The sequence below is a fragment of the Serratia sp. TSA_130.1 genome (assembly GCF_052691795.1).
Genome location: NZ_JBQZFS010000002.1, coordinates 209,127 through 224,388 on the forward strand (window position 1 = coordinate 209,127; position 15,262 = coordinate 224,388).

Genomic DNA, 15,262 nt, shown 5'->3' on the forward strand with positions numbered 1-15,262 from the left:
GGAAAGCCTTTACTATCCCCTTTCCAGCGGGAAAGCGCCTCACGTTTAGCGCCAGTTCAAGCTGGCGCTGCCATGATGGCAGACTGGAACCGCCGCTTTTATCGTTATGGAAAACCTGGGTATGTCATCACTGAAACTCCCCTCCCGCCGTCTGGCGTTGATCGCCGCCATCGTTTTCATCGCCGTCGCCGTCGCGCTGGCCATCTTTTGGCAACGCCCGCCGCAGCAGGATTACGTTACCGCGCCGGCCCGCCTGGGCGATATCGAAAACGCCGTGCTGGCCACCGGGCGGCTGGATGCCATCGAACGCGTCAACGTCGGCGCCCGCGTCTCCGGCGAAGTCAAATCGCTGAAGGTCAAGCTGGGCGATCGCGTCACCAAAGGGCAACCGATCGCCGACATCGACGATCTGCAACAGCGCAACGATCTGCGCAACGCCGAAGCGGCGCTGAACGTAGTCAAAGCCAATATGTTAGCCAAACAGGCCTTGCTGAAACAGGCGGAGTCGCGTTTCAAACGCCAGCGCCGCATGCTGAACGACGAAGCCAGTTCTCGGGAAGACTTCGAGACCGCCGAAGCCTCGCTCGCCACCACTCGCGCCGATCTGCAGGCGCTCAATGCGCAGTTGGTGCAATCGCAGATCGAAGTCGAGAAGAAAAAAATCGATCTGGGCTATACCCGCGTGGTTGCGCCGATGGACGGCATTGTTATCGCCGTGGTCACGCAGCAGGGACAAACGGTCAACTCCAGCCAAAGTGCGCCGACCATCGTCAAGCTGGCGCGGCTGGATATGATGACCATCAAGGCGCAGATCTCCGAAGCCGACATCACCCGCATTTCGCCGGGACAAAAGGCTTACTTCACTATTTTCTCCGATCCGGATAAACGCTACGACGCCACGCTGCGCACTATCGAGCTGGCACCGGAATCGGTGATGAAAGACGACTCGCTCGCCGGCACCAGCTCCGCTTCCGGCTCCGGCACCTCGAACGCCTCGGTCTATTACAACGCGCTGCTGGACGTGCCAAACCCGGAAAACCGCCTGCGCATCGCCATGACCGCGCAGGTGTCCTTGCTGCTCGGCGACGCGAAGAACACCCTGCTGGTGCCGATCCAGGCGGTGCATAAAATCGATGGCAAAGAGCAGCAGGTGCAGGTGCTGACCCAGGACCAGCGGTTGGAAACGCGCAACGTGACCACCGGCATCACCAACAATGTCGACATTCAGATCCTCAGCGGCCTGAAAGCCGGTGAAACCGTGGTGCTGTCGCAGCCCGCCGCCAAATCGGCTGAGGATGGCATCTTCCTGTGAACGCGATCATCGAACTAAAAGGCATCAGCCGAACGTACACCAACGGCGGTCAAGCGTTAACGGTGTTGAAAGACATCGATCTGACCATCGCCGCCGGCGAGCTGGTGGCGATCATTGGCGCCTCCGGTTCCGGCAAATCGACGCTGATGAACATCATGGGCTGCCTCGACGTGCCGGATCGCGGCGATTACTACATCAGCGGCCAGAACGCCGCCCACCTGTCGCCGGACGAATTGGCCCGCCTGCGCCGCGAACATATCGGTTTTATCTTCCAGCGCTATCACCTGATGCCCGATCTCAGCGCGCTGGGCAACGTCGAAATCCCGGCCATCTACGCCAACGCCCGGCGCGATCAGCGTCGGCAGCGGGCGGCGCAATTGCTGGCGCGGTTGGGGCTTGAGGGACGAGAAGACCACAAGCCCGGCCAGCTTTCCGGCGGCCAACAGCAGCGCGTCAGCATCGCCCGCTCCCTGATCAACGGCGGTGAGATCATCCTGGCGGACGAACCGACCGGCGCTCTGGACACCCAATCCGGCCAGGAAGTGCTGGCGATCCTGAGCGAACTGAATCAGCGCGGCCATACCGTGGTGATCGTCACCCACGATATGAAAGTGGCGCAACATGCGCAGCGCGTCATCGAACTGCAAGACGGCAAGATCATCGCTGACAGCGGCCGCAAGTCGGCGTCCGGCCCATCGTTGCCGCCGCCGAACCGCAGCCGGCAAAGCGGCTGGCAACGCCTGATCGACCGCACCCGTGAATCGCTGCACATGGCGCTGAAAGCGATGAACGCTCATCGTCTGCGCACCGCGCTGACCATGACCGGCATCATCTTCGGCATCGCCGCCGTGGTCACGGTAGTGGCGCTGGGCGAAGGCGCCAAACAGCGCACGCTGGAAAACCTCAAAGATCTCGGCACTAACGTGGTAAGCATCTATCCGGGCCGCGATTTCTTCGACGACGCCATCGACAGCATCCGCACCCTGGTGCCGGCCGATGCCGACGCGCTGGCGCAGCAAAGCTTCGTCGACAGCGTCAGCCCGGAAGTAGACGCTTCCGACAGCATCCGTTTTCGCAGCAAATCCGCCACCGCCTCGATCACCGGCGTCGGGCGCGACTATTTCCGCGTTAACGGCGTCGAGCTGTTACAAGGCGTGACTTTCCGCGACGATCGTAATGCGCTGCAGGAAGTGATCATCGACGACAATGCGCGCCAGGCGCTGTTCGGCGATTTCGGCGTCGAGCCGCTCGGCCAGATCGTGTTTCTCGGCTCGGTGCCGGCCCGAGTGATCGGTGTGGCGAAAAGCAATCGCAACTACGCGCCCAATCGCATTACTGTTTGGATGCCCTACAGCACGGTGATGTATCGCATGGTAGGCAAACCGACGCTCAGCGGCATCACCGTTCGGCTAAAGGACAATGTCGCCAGCGAATCGGCCGTCACCGCTATCACACAGCTGTTGACCCAACGCCATGGCGTAAAAGATTTCCGTTTGTACAACTTCGATAAAATCCGAAAGTCCATCGAACGCACGTCAATGACTTTTAGCCTGCTGATCCTGATGGTGGCGTCCATCGCGCTGGTGATCGGCAGCCTGGGCGTGATGAACATCATGCTGGTCTCGGTGACCGAACGCACCCACGAAATCGGCGTGCGCATGGCGGTCGGCGCGCGGCGCAGCGACATCATGCAACAGTTCATGATAGAGGCGGTGCTGGTCTGTCTGATCGGCGGCGCTTTGGGCATCGCGCTGTCGTTCGCCGCCGGGTCGCTGTTCACCTCGCTGGCGGGCGGCATGTTCACCGCCATCTATTCCTGGCAAGCCGCCGCCACGGCATTTTTCTGTTCAACCTTAATCGGCATGATCTTCGGTTATCTCCCCGCCCGCAAAGCGGCAAGGATGGATCCGGTCGTTTCATTGGCCAGCGAGTAACCCATGAAAATTTTATCTCCCCTGGCGTTAAGCCTCGCCGCCCTGCTCACCGCCGGCTGCGGCAATGCCCTGAAAAGCGACTACCGGGCGCCGCAGGTCAACTATCCTGCGGGGTGGCAATACGCTGCCGACAACGCCGCGCCGACGCCGTTCGACTGGCGCGATTTCCACGATCCCGAGCTCGATCGTTGGCTGCAACAGGTGATGGCGAGCAATAACGATCTGGCCGCCGCCGTGCTGCGCGTTTACCGCGCGCGGCTCGAGGCGGAACGCGTCGGCATCAGCACCGCGCCCGGCGTCAGCGCCTCATTAGGCAGCGGCATTAATCGCCCGCTGTCCGAGTCCTCCGCGTGGAATAAAACCAGCAACGCGTCGCTCACCACCAGCTATGAGGTCGATCTGTGGGGCAAGCTGGCGCGCCAGCGCGACGCGGCCGAGTGGAGCAGCCAGGCTTCCGTGCAGGATCTGCAGGCGGCGCGCCTGAAGCTGTTGGCCGACGCCGCCACCAACTACTGGCGCATCGGTTTTCTCAATCAACAAATCAGCGTCAGCCAGGCGAGCATCGCCTATGCCAAAACGACGCTGCGGCTGGCCAACGCCCGTTATCAGGCCGGCAGCATCTCGGCGCTGGACGTAGTGAATGCGGAACAAAACTTGCTGACGCAGGAACGCAGCCTGGTGGCGTTACAACACGATCGTCAACAGGCGCTGAACGAACAGGCGGTGCTGCTGGGCGCGCCATCAGGCCAGGCCACCATCGCGCCCGCGCGCCTGCCGACGACGGCGATGCCGCAGATCAACACCGGCATTCCCGCCAGCGTCCTGAGCCGTCGCCCGGATCTCAGCGCTCAAGAGCTGCGGTTGCGCGCCGCCCTGGCCAACGTCGATGAAAAACGTCTGCAATACTATCCCGCGTTCAGCCTGACCGGTTCACTGGGCGCCAGCAGCAGCGCGCTGCTGGAATTCCTGCGCAACCCGACGGGCAGCCTCAGCGCCGGCCTGACGCTGCCGTTCCTGCAGTGGCGGCAAATGGGCGTGGAGATCAAGATCGCCCGCAACGACTATGAACAGCAAGTTCTGGCCTTCAAGCAGGCGCTGTACAAAGCGATGGGCGATGTGAACAACGCGCTGTCACTGCGCACGCAGCTGCTGGCGCAGGAGACGCAGTTGCGCGCCTCATTGGCGTTGGCGCGTAAATCGGAGCGGTTGAACGAGGTGCGTTACCGACAGGGCGCCGTCACCATTACCGACTGGCTGAACGCTCAGGAACAACGCCGTCAGGCGGAACTGGCGGTGGATGAGAACCGCTTCGCGCAGTACCAGAATCTGGCGAAAATCTATCTCGAATTCGGCGGTTCATCGGCGCCGTAATCTCACCGGCCTGGCCACCTGGCCAGGCGTTTTTTTAGCGGCGAACACATCAATTTTTCCTGTTTTATCTCCCGTATTCTCTATACTGGAAACACCATCAATCAGCCGAAAAATCGCCAGATCGCACAATTATCAGACCATTCTCGCACCAAATCGGTGCAAACACTTAAGTTAAACTGCTGGATTTGATCGCCGCAAGATATAACGTTAAGCTATAGATGCAAAATAATTAGTCACCTAAATGACATAACATCGGCATGAGCGACGCTATTTTGTGATCCACATCTCAACTTAAATGTGGATAATGAATCGTCTTGAACCGCGATTCGATTAGCCGATTTGATAACTCGAAAACAACAGTGAACGGAGATTACGCTTTCACGAACAACGAATAATTCATTAAGGGATGATTATATGAAGTTAAGAAAAAAACGACATAAACCGATGCACATTAACGACATCACCATCATCGATGACAGCAAACTCAAGAAGGCCATTACCGCCGCGGCCCTCGGCAACGCAATGGAGTGGTTCGACTTCGGCGTATACGGCTTTGTCGCCTATGCGCTTGGCCAGGTCTTCTTCCCCGGCGCCTCTCCCGGCGTGCAAATGATCGCCGCACTGGCGACCTTCTCCGTCCCCTTCCTGGTGCGTCCGCTCGGCGGTCTGTTCTTCGGCGCCATGGGCGACAAGTTCGGCCGTCAAAAAGTGCTCTCGGTCACCATTATCATCATGGCGGTCAGCACCTTCTGTATCGGCCTGATCCCGTCCTATGCGTCGATCGGCATCTGGGCGCCGATCTTGCTGCTGCTGGCCAAACTGGCGCAAGGCTTCTCCGTCGGCGGTGAATATTCCGGTGCGGCGATCTTCGTCGCCGAATACTCACCGGACCGCAAACGCGGCTTTATGGGCAGCTGGCTGGACTTCGGCTCCATCGCCGGCTTTGTGATGGGCGCAGGCGTAGTGGTGCTGATCTCCAGTATCGTCGGCGAAGCCAACTTCCTCGACTGGGGCTGGCGTATCCCGTTCTTCATCGCCGCGCCGCTGGGCCTGATCGGTCTCTACTTGCGCCATGCGCTGGAAGAAACCCCGGCGTTCCAGCAGCACGTGGACAAGATGGAGAAAGAGGATCGCAACGCCATCGAGAATCCGCCAAAGACCTCGTTCAAAGAGATCGCGGCCAAACACTGGAAAAGTTTGCTGGTGTGCGTCGGTATCGTGATTTCCACCAACGTGACCTATTACATGCTGCTGACTTACATGCCGAGCTACCTGTCGCATAACCTGCACTACTCGGAAGATCACGGCGTTCTGATCATCATCGCCATCATGATCGGCATGCTGTTCGTGCAGCCGGTGATCGGCCTGACCAGTGACCGCATCGGCCGTAAGCCGTTTATCATCGGCGGCAGCATCGGCCTGTTGGCGTTGGCGATCCCGTGCTTCATTCTGATCAACAGCAACGTCATCGGCCTGATTTTCGTCGGCCTGCTGGTGCTGGCGGTGCTGCTCAACTCCTTCACCGGGGTGATGGCCTCCATCCTGCCGGCGATGTTCCCGACGCACATCCGCTACAGCGCGCTGGCGATTTCGTTCAACATTTCGGTACTGATCGCCGGTGCGACGCCGACCGTTGCCGCCTGGCTGGTGGAAGCGACCGGCAACCTGTACATGCCGGCCTACTACCTGATGGTTGTTGCGGTGATCGGTCTTATCACCGGTCTGTACATGAAAGAAACCGCCAACAAGCCGCTACGCGGCGCGACGCCGGCCGCCTCTGACCGCTCCGAGGCAAAAGAGCTGCTGCAGGAAACCTACGACAACATCGAACAGAAAGTCGAGGACATCAACGCGCAGATCGCCGAACTGGAAAAGAAAAAACAGATCCTGATCGACCAGCACCCCAAACTGGACTGATTCGCACTGACAAGCAAAAACCACCCGCCCGGGTGGTTTTTTTTGCCTGGCGTGCACAGAGTGGTAACTTGACCCGGCGGATGCCGAAGGAGAGATGAATGAATCAGTTTCAGGAGATGGCGACCTATATCGCCGTGGTCGAGGCCGCCAACATCAGCGCCGCCGCCCGCCGCTTGGGCACCACCAAGTCGGTGGTCAGCAAACGCATCCAGCAGTTGGAGACGCGCCTTGGGACTGTGCTGTTCGAACGCGGGAAAACGCTTGGGCTGACCGACGCCGGCCATCTGTTCTATCAGCGCGCCGTTCTCATATTAAGCGAAGTGAGCGATGCCGAAGAGTCGGTGCGAACACTGCACGGCCAACTGCAGGGCCCACTGCGGTTAACCGCGCCGATGGCGTTCAGCATCCGCTATCTGGCGCCGCTGTTATCCGCCTTTATGGAACAATACCCGAACCTCAATCTGGACGTGGAGTACAGCGATCGCCTGGCCAATCTGAATCAGGAAAATTTCGACGTCGCCATCCGTATCGGCGCCTTGGCGGATTCCGACCTGATCGCGCAGCGCATCTGCGCCAACCGTCACTTGATTTGCGCCAGCCCAGCCTATCTTGCGCGTCAAGGCACGCCGACGCACCCGCAACACCTGCAACAGCATCAGGGGTTGCTGTATATTCACCGCGAGCCGACCGGCATGCTGCAACTCCCCATCGAAGGCGAGATCCGATCGTTTCGTATCGGCAAACGCCTGCGCACCGATAATGCTTTTCACCTGCTGGCGGCGGCGAAAGCTGGTTTGGGCCTCGCCATCCTGCCCGCATTTATCGCCGCCGACGCGATACGCGCAGGGGAACTGCGCATTGTGCTGGCCGCCTATTCACCCGACGGCGGCGACATTTCCGCCGTCTATCGCCGTTCAAAACGCGCATCCCCCAAGATCAAGGCGCTGGTGGACTTTCTGAGCGAGCACATTGGCCCTACGCCCAGCTGGGAAACCGCGCTGTCCCCTTTCCTGACGTCAACCTGAAAGGTTCGCAGAACGCGAACGGCAGGTTCGAATTTCGCCCGCTTGTCGCTTTTATCTCCGGGTTTTAGTCTGCAGAACACACCTTCCGCCCGCTCTGGAGACTACGCCATGAAAGACCTGTCACGCCGTCAGCTGATATCCCAAACGCTGGCCGTTTCAGCCGCCGCCACGCTCAGCGCTTGCGCATCGAGTTCCGCGTCGGCGGCGCAAACACAACCGGCCCAACGCGCCAGCGAGCCATCCACCTTCGACGTGATCATCGTCGGCGGCGGTTCCGCCGGCGCGGTGATGGCGGCTCGCCTCAGCGAAAACCCAACGCGCCGGGTCCTGCTGATAGAGGCCGGACACAGTTACGAGCCCTACGATTATCCGCGCCTCATCGCGAACAGCGACGTGCTCGGCGCCAATGGCGACCCGGAATTCGAATGGGGATACCGGACAGAACCCGGCTATGTCAGCCACGCGATCGGCGCCATCCGCGGTAAAGTCCTGGGCGGCAGTTCAGGCGTCAACGGCGCCGTGGCGATCCGCGCCCGCCCGGAAGATTTCAAACGCTGGGATCTGCCGGGATGGCGCTATCAGGATCTGCTGCCCTCCTTCAAAAAACTGGAGACTCGTCATGGCCTGCACGACCGCGCAATCCATGGCGATAGCGGTCCTTTCCCCGTCGTGCAACTCACATTGGATGACATCACGCCAATGCAACGCGCTTTCGTCGCCGCCACGCGCGCCAACGGCTATGACGCCATCGACGATTTTGACGGCCCTTCAGCGAATGGCGTCGGCCCCTACCCGATGAATATCGTCAACGGTGTGCGCGTTAACACCGGCATGGCCTATCTGGATGAGAAAACGCGCGCCAGAGACAATCTCATCCTGCGTGCCGATACGCTGGTCGACCGCGTGATATTTGACGGGCAGCGCGCGATCGGCGTTCGCCTGGCCAGTGGCGAAGAAATCCATGCCGCTGAAGTGATCCTGAGCGCCGGAACCTACGGCAGCGCCGCCGTTTTGATGCGATCCGGCATTGCGCCTGCGCAACAGTCGAAGCGTCTGGGGATCCCCGTCGTCGCCGATTTGCCCGTCGGTGAAAACCTGGTCGATCACCCCTTTTATTACAATGCCTACGCAGCCCGCCCCGACGTCATCGGCAGCCAATCGCCGGTTATCGGCGCCAAGCTGTGGACCCGCAGCAGCCGAGCGGAACCGGAGGAGCTCGATCTGCACATTACCGCGACGCATCTGTTCCCACATGACCAAAGCCCCACCGGCGTCGGTTTTGTCCTGGCGGTGGCGCTGACTCGGCCGCAATCCACCGGACGCATCTGGCTGGAAAGCCGCGATCCGATGGCAGCCCCTCACATTGACCTTAACTTCCTGGCGCAAGAGAGTGACCGTGTTCGCTTGCTGGAGGGGGTTAAACTGGCGCGAAAAATAGGGCAAACCGCTCCGCTGTCTACGCTTATCCACAGCGAGCTTGCGCCTGCCGCAGACAGCGACGAGGCCATTCTGGCCTCGATGGCGGCGACGTTGGATACCTATCATCACCCGACCTCCTCCGCGCCAATGGGGAATGCCGGCGACCCGAAGGCGGTCGTTGACCTTCAGGGCCGCGTGCACGGCGTGCACGGGCTTCGGGTTGTCGACGCATCCATTTTCCCCGACGTGCCCTCCGTCGCCACTAATGTGACGACGATCGCCACCGCCGAGCATATCGCCCGCCACTATGCCTGATCGTTTGGCGGCAAGATAGGCTGTTGAAACCCGGCCGGTCACCCTGATGGCCGGCCTTCGCCATTCCACAGCGGCACAATCGAAATAACGGCGGCACATTTTATCCTGCCGGAAAACGGTGTTACCCTTGTGGCACCGTCACCTCTGCAAAACATTCTCATGGGCAAAATGGATCTTCCCGTCATCATCGGCATCCTGGTTATGCTAACCCTGTGGCTCGGCGCGCTCTTCAACATCGGCGATCTCAGCCTCACCATTTCGCGTCTGTTTCACTGGTTCGAAAGCCAGCGTGGATAACCTGGATTCGCGATAACGCAGGCGGCGAGCAAACATCGGCTATGATTGATAGACGTTACGTCATTTTCCGAGACTGTCGCTCGCGATAAAGAGGACCGCATCATGACCGACTATGTGTTCTACAATCAGATCCTGACCCGACTGGCCGCCAATCATCCCGGCACGCTGGATGAGAAAACTTACGAATTGTGGAAGCAGGACGCCACCAGCCCGCACGCCTTCGCGGATCCCTTCGCCTATCTCAAAACCAAGGGGCTGATACAGGCCTACGTGATGAGCGACATCGACGAGAACAACTATGATATCGATCCGCACCAAACGCGGATCACCGCCGCCGGTCTCGACTTCATCCGCAGCGGCGGGTTCAAATAAGACGCAAAAAACCGCCCAACGGCGGTTTTTTTACCCTAAAAAGCGTCCGGACCGTTTCAGGCGGGGAAAGGCCGATAAAAAATACGCAGCACTTCACTGTCGCCCTGGCGTAGAAAACCGCCTTCCGGCTGCCAGCGCAGATCGCGCGCCAGATTGAGATTCTCCCAGCCGACCGCGCCTCCCACGCCGATGCAAAGATTTTTATTGCCTGCGGCAAATCCCGCGCCGGTGCCGATCATGGCATGCAGCAATCGGGGCGAGGCCGCGTCGCGCATGGAGAATATCCCGATAAAACATCCCTGCGGGGCGCGCAGCATATCCGCCATGGTGCGGATCTCGGTATCGTCGGGGCTGACGAAATGTTTGTACTGCTTATCGAACACCGTCAGCCACAGCTGCTTGTATTTCGCCTTACTGAGCGCGCCGGAACGGTGGGCGCACAGCACCACCGCATCCCAACACATCTCCCCGCTGAGCGAAAGATACTCTTCCGTATTCTCCTGCGGCTTATCGGCATAATGCCGCGCAAATTCAGCGGCATTCAGATGCGGCGGCACGGCCTGTTTGGCGACGTCACTCTTGTAGCGCTTGAAATTCAACCAATGCATGGGAAGTCTCCTCTTCACCCGATAGATTAATAAATCCGCAGCCGTGAATGAGACGAGCCATCAAATCCAGCGCGTCGTCGGCAACGGCGGTGTCGTCGTCGTTCAGCCCCTGTTCCACCGCCCGCTCAATGGCGCTCATCACCGACGTCGCGCTGGTTTCTTCCCCTTGCGCTACCACGTCCAATACGGCTCTGCCGATCGCCAGACAAAGCTCATGATCAAACTCAACCTCTTTATACGGCTGCATACTCACCCCGATAAATTTTTACCCAAGAATACTAGACCACAATGACGCATCGCGCCTGCAGCCGTATCGCGGCGATCGGTGCAGCCGACAGAGAAATGCATCAGGCCCCGGATGGAAGAACCGGGGCCTGATAAATGGCAGGTTATTGTGGCGGCTGTTCGGTAGAGCGAATGATAAAGCAAGTGGCGGTTGCCGAAGCCAGCAATTTTCCTTCCGCCGTTTTGAGCGTGCCTTCCGCGAAAGCGACGTTTTTCGACGCATAGACCAGACGCCCCTCGGCGATCAGATCAATCTCCTTCGGCACCGGGCGCAACATTTTCACCTGCAGATCGACGGTGCCATAACCCGTCCCTGCGCCCAGCGTACTGTGCACCGCGCAACCGGTCACCGAGTCCAAAACCGTGGCGGCGAAGCCGCCATGAACGCCGCCCAGCGGGTTAAGATGGCGTTCGTCGGCCCGCGCCACGATGCGGATATATCCCTCTTCAACCGCGGCCGGTTTCATGGGCACCGTTTCAGCGATCGAAGCCGGTGGAATTTTGCCGGCCATCGCTGCCTGTAATAACGCCAGCCCCGTCATTTTTGTCGGATCCATAACTCTCTCCTCTGGTGGTAAATCCGTCATATAGGAGAGGTCTGACCTCTTGGCTTGCTTTTTCGTGCTGATACCGCTTTCCGCCCGCTCTCTATGTTCTTTGAATGTGACCGACATCACTCTTTAAGGTTAATAACCACAATTTATTAATGCCTTTAGATTTAAAACAACTTTCTGCTGTAAACGCCGCCGGAAACTGAACGTAGTTAAGTTCAACATTATTAAGGCGTATCTATCATGGATTTCTTTCTGCAATTAGCGGTTATATTGGCATGCCTGCTGTATGGGGCGCGTAAAGGCGGCATTGCGCTGGGGTTGCTGGGCGGTATCGGTTTGATGATTCTGGTGTTCGGCTTTCACCTGCAGCCCGGCAAACCGCCGGTAGACGTGATGCTGGTGATCATCGCGGTGGTGGCGGCCTCCGCCACCCTGCAGGCCTCAGGCGGGTTGGACGTCATGCTCCAGATCGCCGAGCGGATGCTGCGGCGCAACCCGCGATATGTCTCGATCATCGCGCCGTTCGTCACCTGCATTCTCACTATCCTGTGCGGCACCGGCCATGTGGTGTACACCATCTTGCCGATCATCTATGACGTGGCGATCAAAAATAACATCCGCCCGGAACGGCCGATGGCAGCCAGCTCGATCGGCGCGCAGATGGGCATTATCGCCAGCCCGGTCTCGGTGGCTGTCGTTTCACTGGTGGCGATGCTCAGCAGCTACACCTTCAATGGCCGCCATCTGGAATTCCTCGATCTGCTGTCGATCACCATTCCTTCCACCCTGTGCGGCATTCTGGCGATCGGTATCTTCAGTTGGTTCCGCGGCAAAGACCTGGACAAAGATCCCGAGTTTCAGAAATTCATCTCGGTGCCGGAGAACCATCGCTACGTCTATGGCGACGCCGCCACCCTGCTGGACCGGGTATTGCCACGCAGCAACTGGATCGCCATGTGGATTTTCCTCGCCACGATCGCCCTAGTGGCGGTGCTGGGGGCTTTTTCCGACCTGCGGCCCAGCTTCGGTGGCAAGCCACTTTCCATGGTTCTGGTGATCCAGATGTGCATGCTGATGGCCGGGGCGCTGATCGTCATCATTACCCGCACCAACCCGGCGTCTATCTCTAAAAACGAGGTGTTCCGTTCCGGCATGATTGCCATCGTGGCGGTGTATGGCGTCGCCTGGATGGCGGAAACCATGTTCGGCGCGCACCTGACGCAGATAGAAGCCACGCTGGGCGTGCTGGTGAAAGAGTACCCCTGGGCCTATGCGCTGATCCTGCTGCTGGTGTCGAAATTCGTCAATTCGCAGGCCGCCGCGCTGGCGGCGCTGGTGCCGGTGGCGCTGGCGATCGGCGTCAACCCGGCCTATATCGTCGCTTCGGCGCCGGCCTGCTACGGTTATTATATTTTACCGACCTACCCCAGCGATTTGGCGGCAATTCAGTTCGACCGCTCCGGCACCACCCGCATCGGCCGCTTCGTGATCAATCACAGCTTCATTCTACCGGGCCTGATCGGCGTCAGCGTCTCCTGCGTCTTCGGCTGGATCCTCGCCGCGGCGTTCGGTTTCTTATGATCTGTAGTGTGGAGCCCTGCGGGGCTCCCTGCAGGCAGGATGGCGGCATGACAAGAAAGGAAAAAAATGCAGGCGTAATGCGAATTTCAGACACAAAAAAACCGCCTCTCGGCGGTCTACGACATTACTACTTATTGCTTTGATTATTCGGTATTTTCGTTCCCTGGTACCCGGGGCGGGACTTGAACCCGCACAGCCATAAGCCGAGGGATTTTAAATCCCTTGTGTCTACCGATTTCACCACCCGGGCTCGGGAAAGTTGGAGGCGCGTTCCGGAGTCGAACCGGACTGGACGGATTTGCAATCCGCTACATAACCGCTTTGTTAACGCGCCTTTATTCTGTTTTGCCTTTTCAGGCCAAAGCCGGTGAATCACCCACTTCGTTTTGTTCTTCGGGATTGCGATGATAAAATCGCTTATCCTAATCATCTGATTCTTAAGTAATTTATTTCGTTACTGCCGAATCGATGGACTGCATTATGGACTAAACCCCCCACCTTGGCAACCCCCCGAAATAGCAAAAAGTTCTCTAACGCTTTCAACTGCTTATTTTGTGGGCGCACTGTTCACAATGCCAACGAAAAGGCAAGCGGAATGTTGATATTATATGCATCGGCTCAGGAATTCACGGGCAAAACGGTTCTTTTTCTCGACAGGAATGGCCCTCCCCGGCTTTTCGCTTGCTTATGGCGAAGGGCTATCGTGCAAAACCTCATCAGTCGGGGCATCACGCAATCTCCGACGCCACCATAAAAACCCGGCGAACATTCCCGGTAAGACCGCGATCGCGCCAAAAATACGCTGATCGGCATTCAGCAAACCGGGGGCAATGGCGGACACCACCGCACACAACAGCAGAAACCACCGCAATTGGCGAATGCCTGAATGGACGATACCGGCAATAGCCCCCGCCAAACATGCCGGCAAAAAACCGAGCGCATAAGAAAAAATGCCGATAAACCCCGCCATGCCCAGCAAGTCGCCGGCATCGAGAAGACTTATTCCCACCCACTCACCGCTGCCGAACGCCATCAGCAGAAACATGAGCACGCCCCCCAACGGCGGGGCGACCAGGCCGAAGAACAGCGCACATCCCGCCGCCGTTCTTATCAGATGCTTTAAAGCACCAGATTCCATACATCCTCCTATACCCGGTTCCAAAAGACCGACCTACCGCTTCGCTTTGCCGATAACCCAGCTATTTGGCGAGGCGACAGCGCAGCACGGCTGTGCCTGAGTGCTCGGATGGTGTCATACGCCGCGTTATTTTCTTCTTGCATGGCGAACCGCCGGACGTACCAAATTATTGTTTCACCGTTTAACGGCTGCATCCAACAGTATGACAACGACAGGAAAGATACGTGAGAAGAGTCAATAATCGATATGGGAAGATGAAGAAAGGTTTCGCCGAATGGCGCAGAAGCAGAAAACGAAAAAGGGGCCGAAGCCCCTTTTCCTTACCTGCCGAATCACGGGGGATTCAACAGGCTAATATTTGGAGCGGGAAACGAGGCTCGAACTCGCGACCTCAACCTTGGCAAGGTTGCGCTCTACCAACTGAGCTATTCCCGCATTACCAGAACTGACTGATTTCTTTGCTATCTTTTGCAATTCATCGTTGTCGTCTGATGCGATGCATTCTACTTACCTGACGTGATGAGTCAATAAAATTGTTGGCCCACCACGATCGTTTGCCGCTTTTTGCAGCGTATCGATCACGGTTCCAGCAAATCGTTACGCGCCGCGTTCAAATATTGGAACATCGACCAGAAAGTCAGCACCGCCGCAATATACAGCAAGCCGATCGCCACATATTCCACAGAGCGATCCGGGCGCCACAGCAAGCCCACCAGCGACATCATCTGCGCCATGGTCTTCACTTTGCCGATCCAGGACACCGCCACGCTGCTGCGTTTGCCAATTTCCGCCATCCACTCGCGCAGCGACGAAATGATGATTTCGCGGGCGATCATGGTGGCCGCCGGCAGCGTGATCCACCAGCTGTGGTAGTGCTCCGCCACCAGCACCAGCGCTACCGCCACCATCACTTTGTCCGCGACCGGATCCAAAAACGCCCCGAAGCGCGTCGTTTGTTTCCAGCGGCGCGCCAGGAAACCGTCAAACCAGTCGGTGACAGCGGCAAACACAAAGATAACGGCGCAAACCATCGGAGCCCAGCTGAACGGCAGGTAAAACGCCAGCACAAAGAATGGGATCAGAACTACGCGAAACAGGGTAAGCCAAGTCGGTATATTCAATTGCATAATGCTA

General features: G+C 58.4%; 14 protein-coding genes and 3 tRNA genes. 9 read left to right on the forward strand and 8 right to left on the reverse strand.

All coding sequences use genetic code 11. The features are described from left to right. The first annotated feature begins 106 nt into the window (after nt 1-106). The 8 genes from ACUTQY_RS07740 to ACUTQY_RS07775 all read left to right on the forward strand — a co-directional run bounded on the left by ACUTQY_RS07740 (nt 107) and on the right by ACUTQY_RS07775 (nt 9,962). Nucleotides 107-1,312, forward strand: a complete 1,206-nt coding sequence (locus ACUTQY_RS07740) for an efflux RND transporter periplasmic adaptor subunit (RefSeq protein ID WP_089194547.1) — start codon at nt 107-109, stop codon at nt 1,310-1,312. Next, nucleotides 1,309-3,246, forward strand: coding sequence for a MacB family efflux pump subunit (locus ACUTQY_RS07745; protein ID WP_033642649.1), 1,938 nt, complete (start codon nt 1,309-1,311; stop codon nt 3,244-3,246). The genes ACUTQY_RS07740 and ACUTQY_RS07745 overlap by 4 nt, the downstream gene beginning before the upstream one ends. Before the next feature lie 3 nt (nt 3,247-3,249). Then, on the forward strand, nt 3,250-4,617 hold the full coding sequence (locus tag ACUTQY_RS07750; RefSeq protein ID WP_033642648.1) for a TolC family protein: 1,368 nt from the start codon (nt 3,250-3,252) through the stop codon (nt 4,615-4,617). A gap of 414 nt (nt 4,618-5,031) precedes the next feature. Then, a complete protein-coding gene (proP, locus tag ACUTQY_RS07755) occupies nt 5,032-6,534 on the forward strand; it encodes a glycine betaine/L-proline transporter ProP (RefSeq protein WP_025302375.1) in 1,503 nt (500 codons plus the stop codon). A 98-nt stretch (nt 6,535-6,632) separates the two neighbouring features. After that, nucleotides 6,633-7,559, forward strand: coding sequence for a LysR family transcriptional regulator (locus ACUTQY_RS07760; RefSeq protein ID WP_033642647.1), 927 nt, complete (start codon nt 6,633-6,635; stop codon nt 7,557-7,559). A 108-nt stretch (nt 7,560-7,667) separates the two neighbouring features. Beyond that, on the forward strand, nt 7,668-9,293 hold the full coding sequence (locus tag ACUTQY_RS07765) for a GMC family oxidoreductase (RefSeq protein WP_342188416.1): 1,626 nt from the start codon (nt 7,668-7,670) through the stop codon (nt 9,291-9,293). A 129-nt stretch (nt 9,294-9,422) separates the two neighbouring features. Continuing rightward, nucleotides 9,423-9,590, forward strand: a complete 168-nt coding sequence (locus tag ACUTQY_RS07770; RefSeq protein ID WP_154219868.1) for a hypothetical protein — start codon at nt 9,423-9,425, stop codon at nt 9,588-9,590. Between the two features lie 102 nt (nt 9,591-9,692). Further along, nucleotides 9,693-9,962, forward strand: a complete 270-nt coding sequence (locus ACUTQY_RS07775) for a hypothetical protein (protein WP_033642645.1) — start codon at nt 9,693-9,695, stop codon at nt 9,960-9,962. Nucleotides 9,963-10,018: 56 nt separating this feature from the next. On the opposite strand, the gene ACUTQY_RS07780 is transcribed toward ACUTQY_RS07775, so the two are convergent. The 3 genes from ACUTQY_RS07780 to ACUTQY_RS07790 form a co-directional block, all read right to left on the reverse strand. Continuing rightward, entirely contained in the window at nt 10,019-10,570 is a 552-nt protein-coding gene (locus ACUTQY_RS07780) for a hypothetical protein (RefSeq protein ID WP_033642644.1), read from the reverse strand. Then, nucleotides 10,536-10,817, reverse strand: coding sequence for a hypothetical protein (locus tag ACUTQY_RS07785; protein WP_033642643.1), 282 nt, complete (start codon nt 10,815-10,817; stop codon nt 10,536-10,538). Before ACUTQY_RS07785 ends, ACUTQY_RS07780 begins: the two co-directional genes overlap by 35 nt. Before the next feature lie 142 nt (nt 10,818-10,959). Further along, on the reverse strand, nt 10,960-11,412 hold the full coding sequence (locus ACUTQY_RS07790; protein WP_033642642.1) for a PaaI family thioesterase: 453 nt from the start codon (nt 11,410-11,412) through the stop codon (nt 10,960-10,962). Between the two features lie 237 nt (nt 11,413-11,649). Here ACUTQY_RS07790 and ACUTQY_RS07795 point away from each other — a divergent pair, with 237 nt between their 5' ends. Further along, the gene (locus ACUTQY_RS07795) at nt 11,650-12,990 is read left to right on the forward strand and encodes an anaerobic C4-dicarboxylate transporter (RefSeq protein ID WP_033642641.1); all 1,341 of its coding nucleotides are present in this window, start codon (nt 11,650-11,652) and stop codon (nt 12,988-12,990) included. Between the two features lie 164 nt (nt 12,991-13,154). On the opposite strand, the gene ACUTQY_RS07800 is transcribed toward ACUTQY_RS07795, so the two are convergent. The 5 genes from ACUTQY_RS07800 to pgsA all read right to left on the reverse strand — a co-directional run bounded on the left by ACUTQY_RS07800 (nt 13,155) and on the right by pgsA (nt 15,255). Further along, nucleotides 13,155-13,240: transfer RNA gene (locus ACUTQY_RS07800), tRNA-Leu, on the reverse strand. Between the two features lie 10 nt (nt 13,241-13,250). Next, nucleotides 13,251-13,324: transfer RNA gene (locus ACUTQY_RS07805), tRNA-Cys, on the reverse strand. A gap of 351 nt (nt 13,325-13,675) precedes the next feature. Further along, nucleotides 13,676-14,128 carry a hypothetical protein gene (locus ACUTQY_RS07810; protein ID WP_046686810.1) on the reverse strand — a complete coding sequence of 151 codons (453 nt, stop codon included), beginning with the start codon at nt 14,126-14,128 and terminating at the stop codon, nt 13,676-13,678. A gap of 359 nt (nt 14,129-14,487) precedes the next feature. Further along, nucleotides 14,488-14,563, reverse strand: a tRNA-Gly gene (locus ACUTQY_RS07815). Nucleotides 14,564-14,706: 143 nt separating this feature from the next. Further along, the gene (gene pgsA / locus ACUTQY_RS07820; protein WP_033642639.1) at nt 14,707-15,255 is read right to left on the reverse strand and encodes a CDP-diacylglycerol--glycerol-3-phosphate 3-phosphatidyltransferase; all 549 of its coding nucleotides are present in this window, start codon (nt 15,253-15,255) and stop codon (nt 14,707-14,709) included. Nucleotides 15,256-15,262 lie beyond the last annotated feature (7 nt).

Coding starts and splice junctions, on each gene's coding strand:
- ACUTQY_RS07810 (WP_046686810.1), bottom strand. CDS start 14,128: ATGGAATCTGGTGCTTTAAAGCATCTGATAAGAACGGCGGCGGGATGT.
- proP (WP_025302375.1), top strand. CDS start 5,032: ATGAAGTTAAGAAAAAAACGACATAAACCGATGCACATTAACGACATC.
- ACUTQY_RS07750 (WP_033642648.1), top strand. CDS start 3,250: ATGAAAATTTTATCTCCCCTGGCGTTAAGCCTCGCCGCCCTGCTCACC.
- ACUTQY_RS07760 (WP_033642647.1), top strand. CDS start 6,633: ATGAATCAGTTTCAGGAGATGGCGACCTATATCGCCGTGGTCGAGGCC.
- ACUTQY_RS07740 (WP_089194547.1), top strand. CDS start 107: ATGGAAAACCTGGGTATGTCATCACTGAAACTCCCCTCCCGCCGTCTG.
- ACUTQY_RS07795 (WP_033642641.1), top strand. CDS start 11,650: ATGGATTTCTTTCTGCAATTAGCGGTTATATTGGCATGCCTGCTGTAT.
- ACUTQY_RS07790 (WP_033642642.1), bottom strand. CDS start 11,412: ATGGATCCGACAAAAATGACGGGGCTGGCGTTATTACAGGCAGCGATG.
- pgsA (WP_033642639.1), bottom strand. CDS start 15,255: ATGCAATTGAATATACCGACTTGGCTTACCCTGTTTCGCGTAGTTCTG.
- ACUTQY_RS07780 (WP_033642644.1), bottom strand. CDS start 10,570: ATGCATTGGTTGAATTTCAAGCGCTACAAGAGTGACGTCGCCAAACAG.
- ACUTQY_RS07785 (WP_033642643.1), bottom strand. CDS start 10,817: ATGCAGCCGTATAAAGAGGTTGAGTTTGATCATGAGCTTTGTCTGGCG.
- ACUTQY_RS07765 (WP_342188416.1), top strand. CDS start 7,668: ATGAAAGACCTGTCACGCCGTCAGCTGATATCCCAAACGCTGGCCGTT.
- ACUTQY_RS07775 (WP_033642645.1), top strand. CDS start 9,693: ATGACCGACTATGTGTTCTACAATCAGATCCTGACCCGACTGGCCGCC.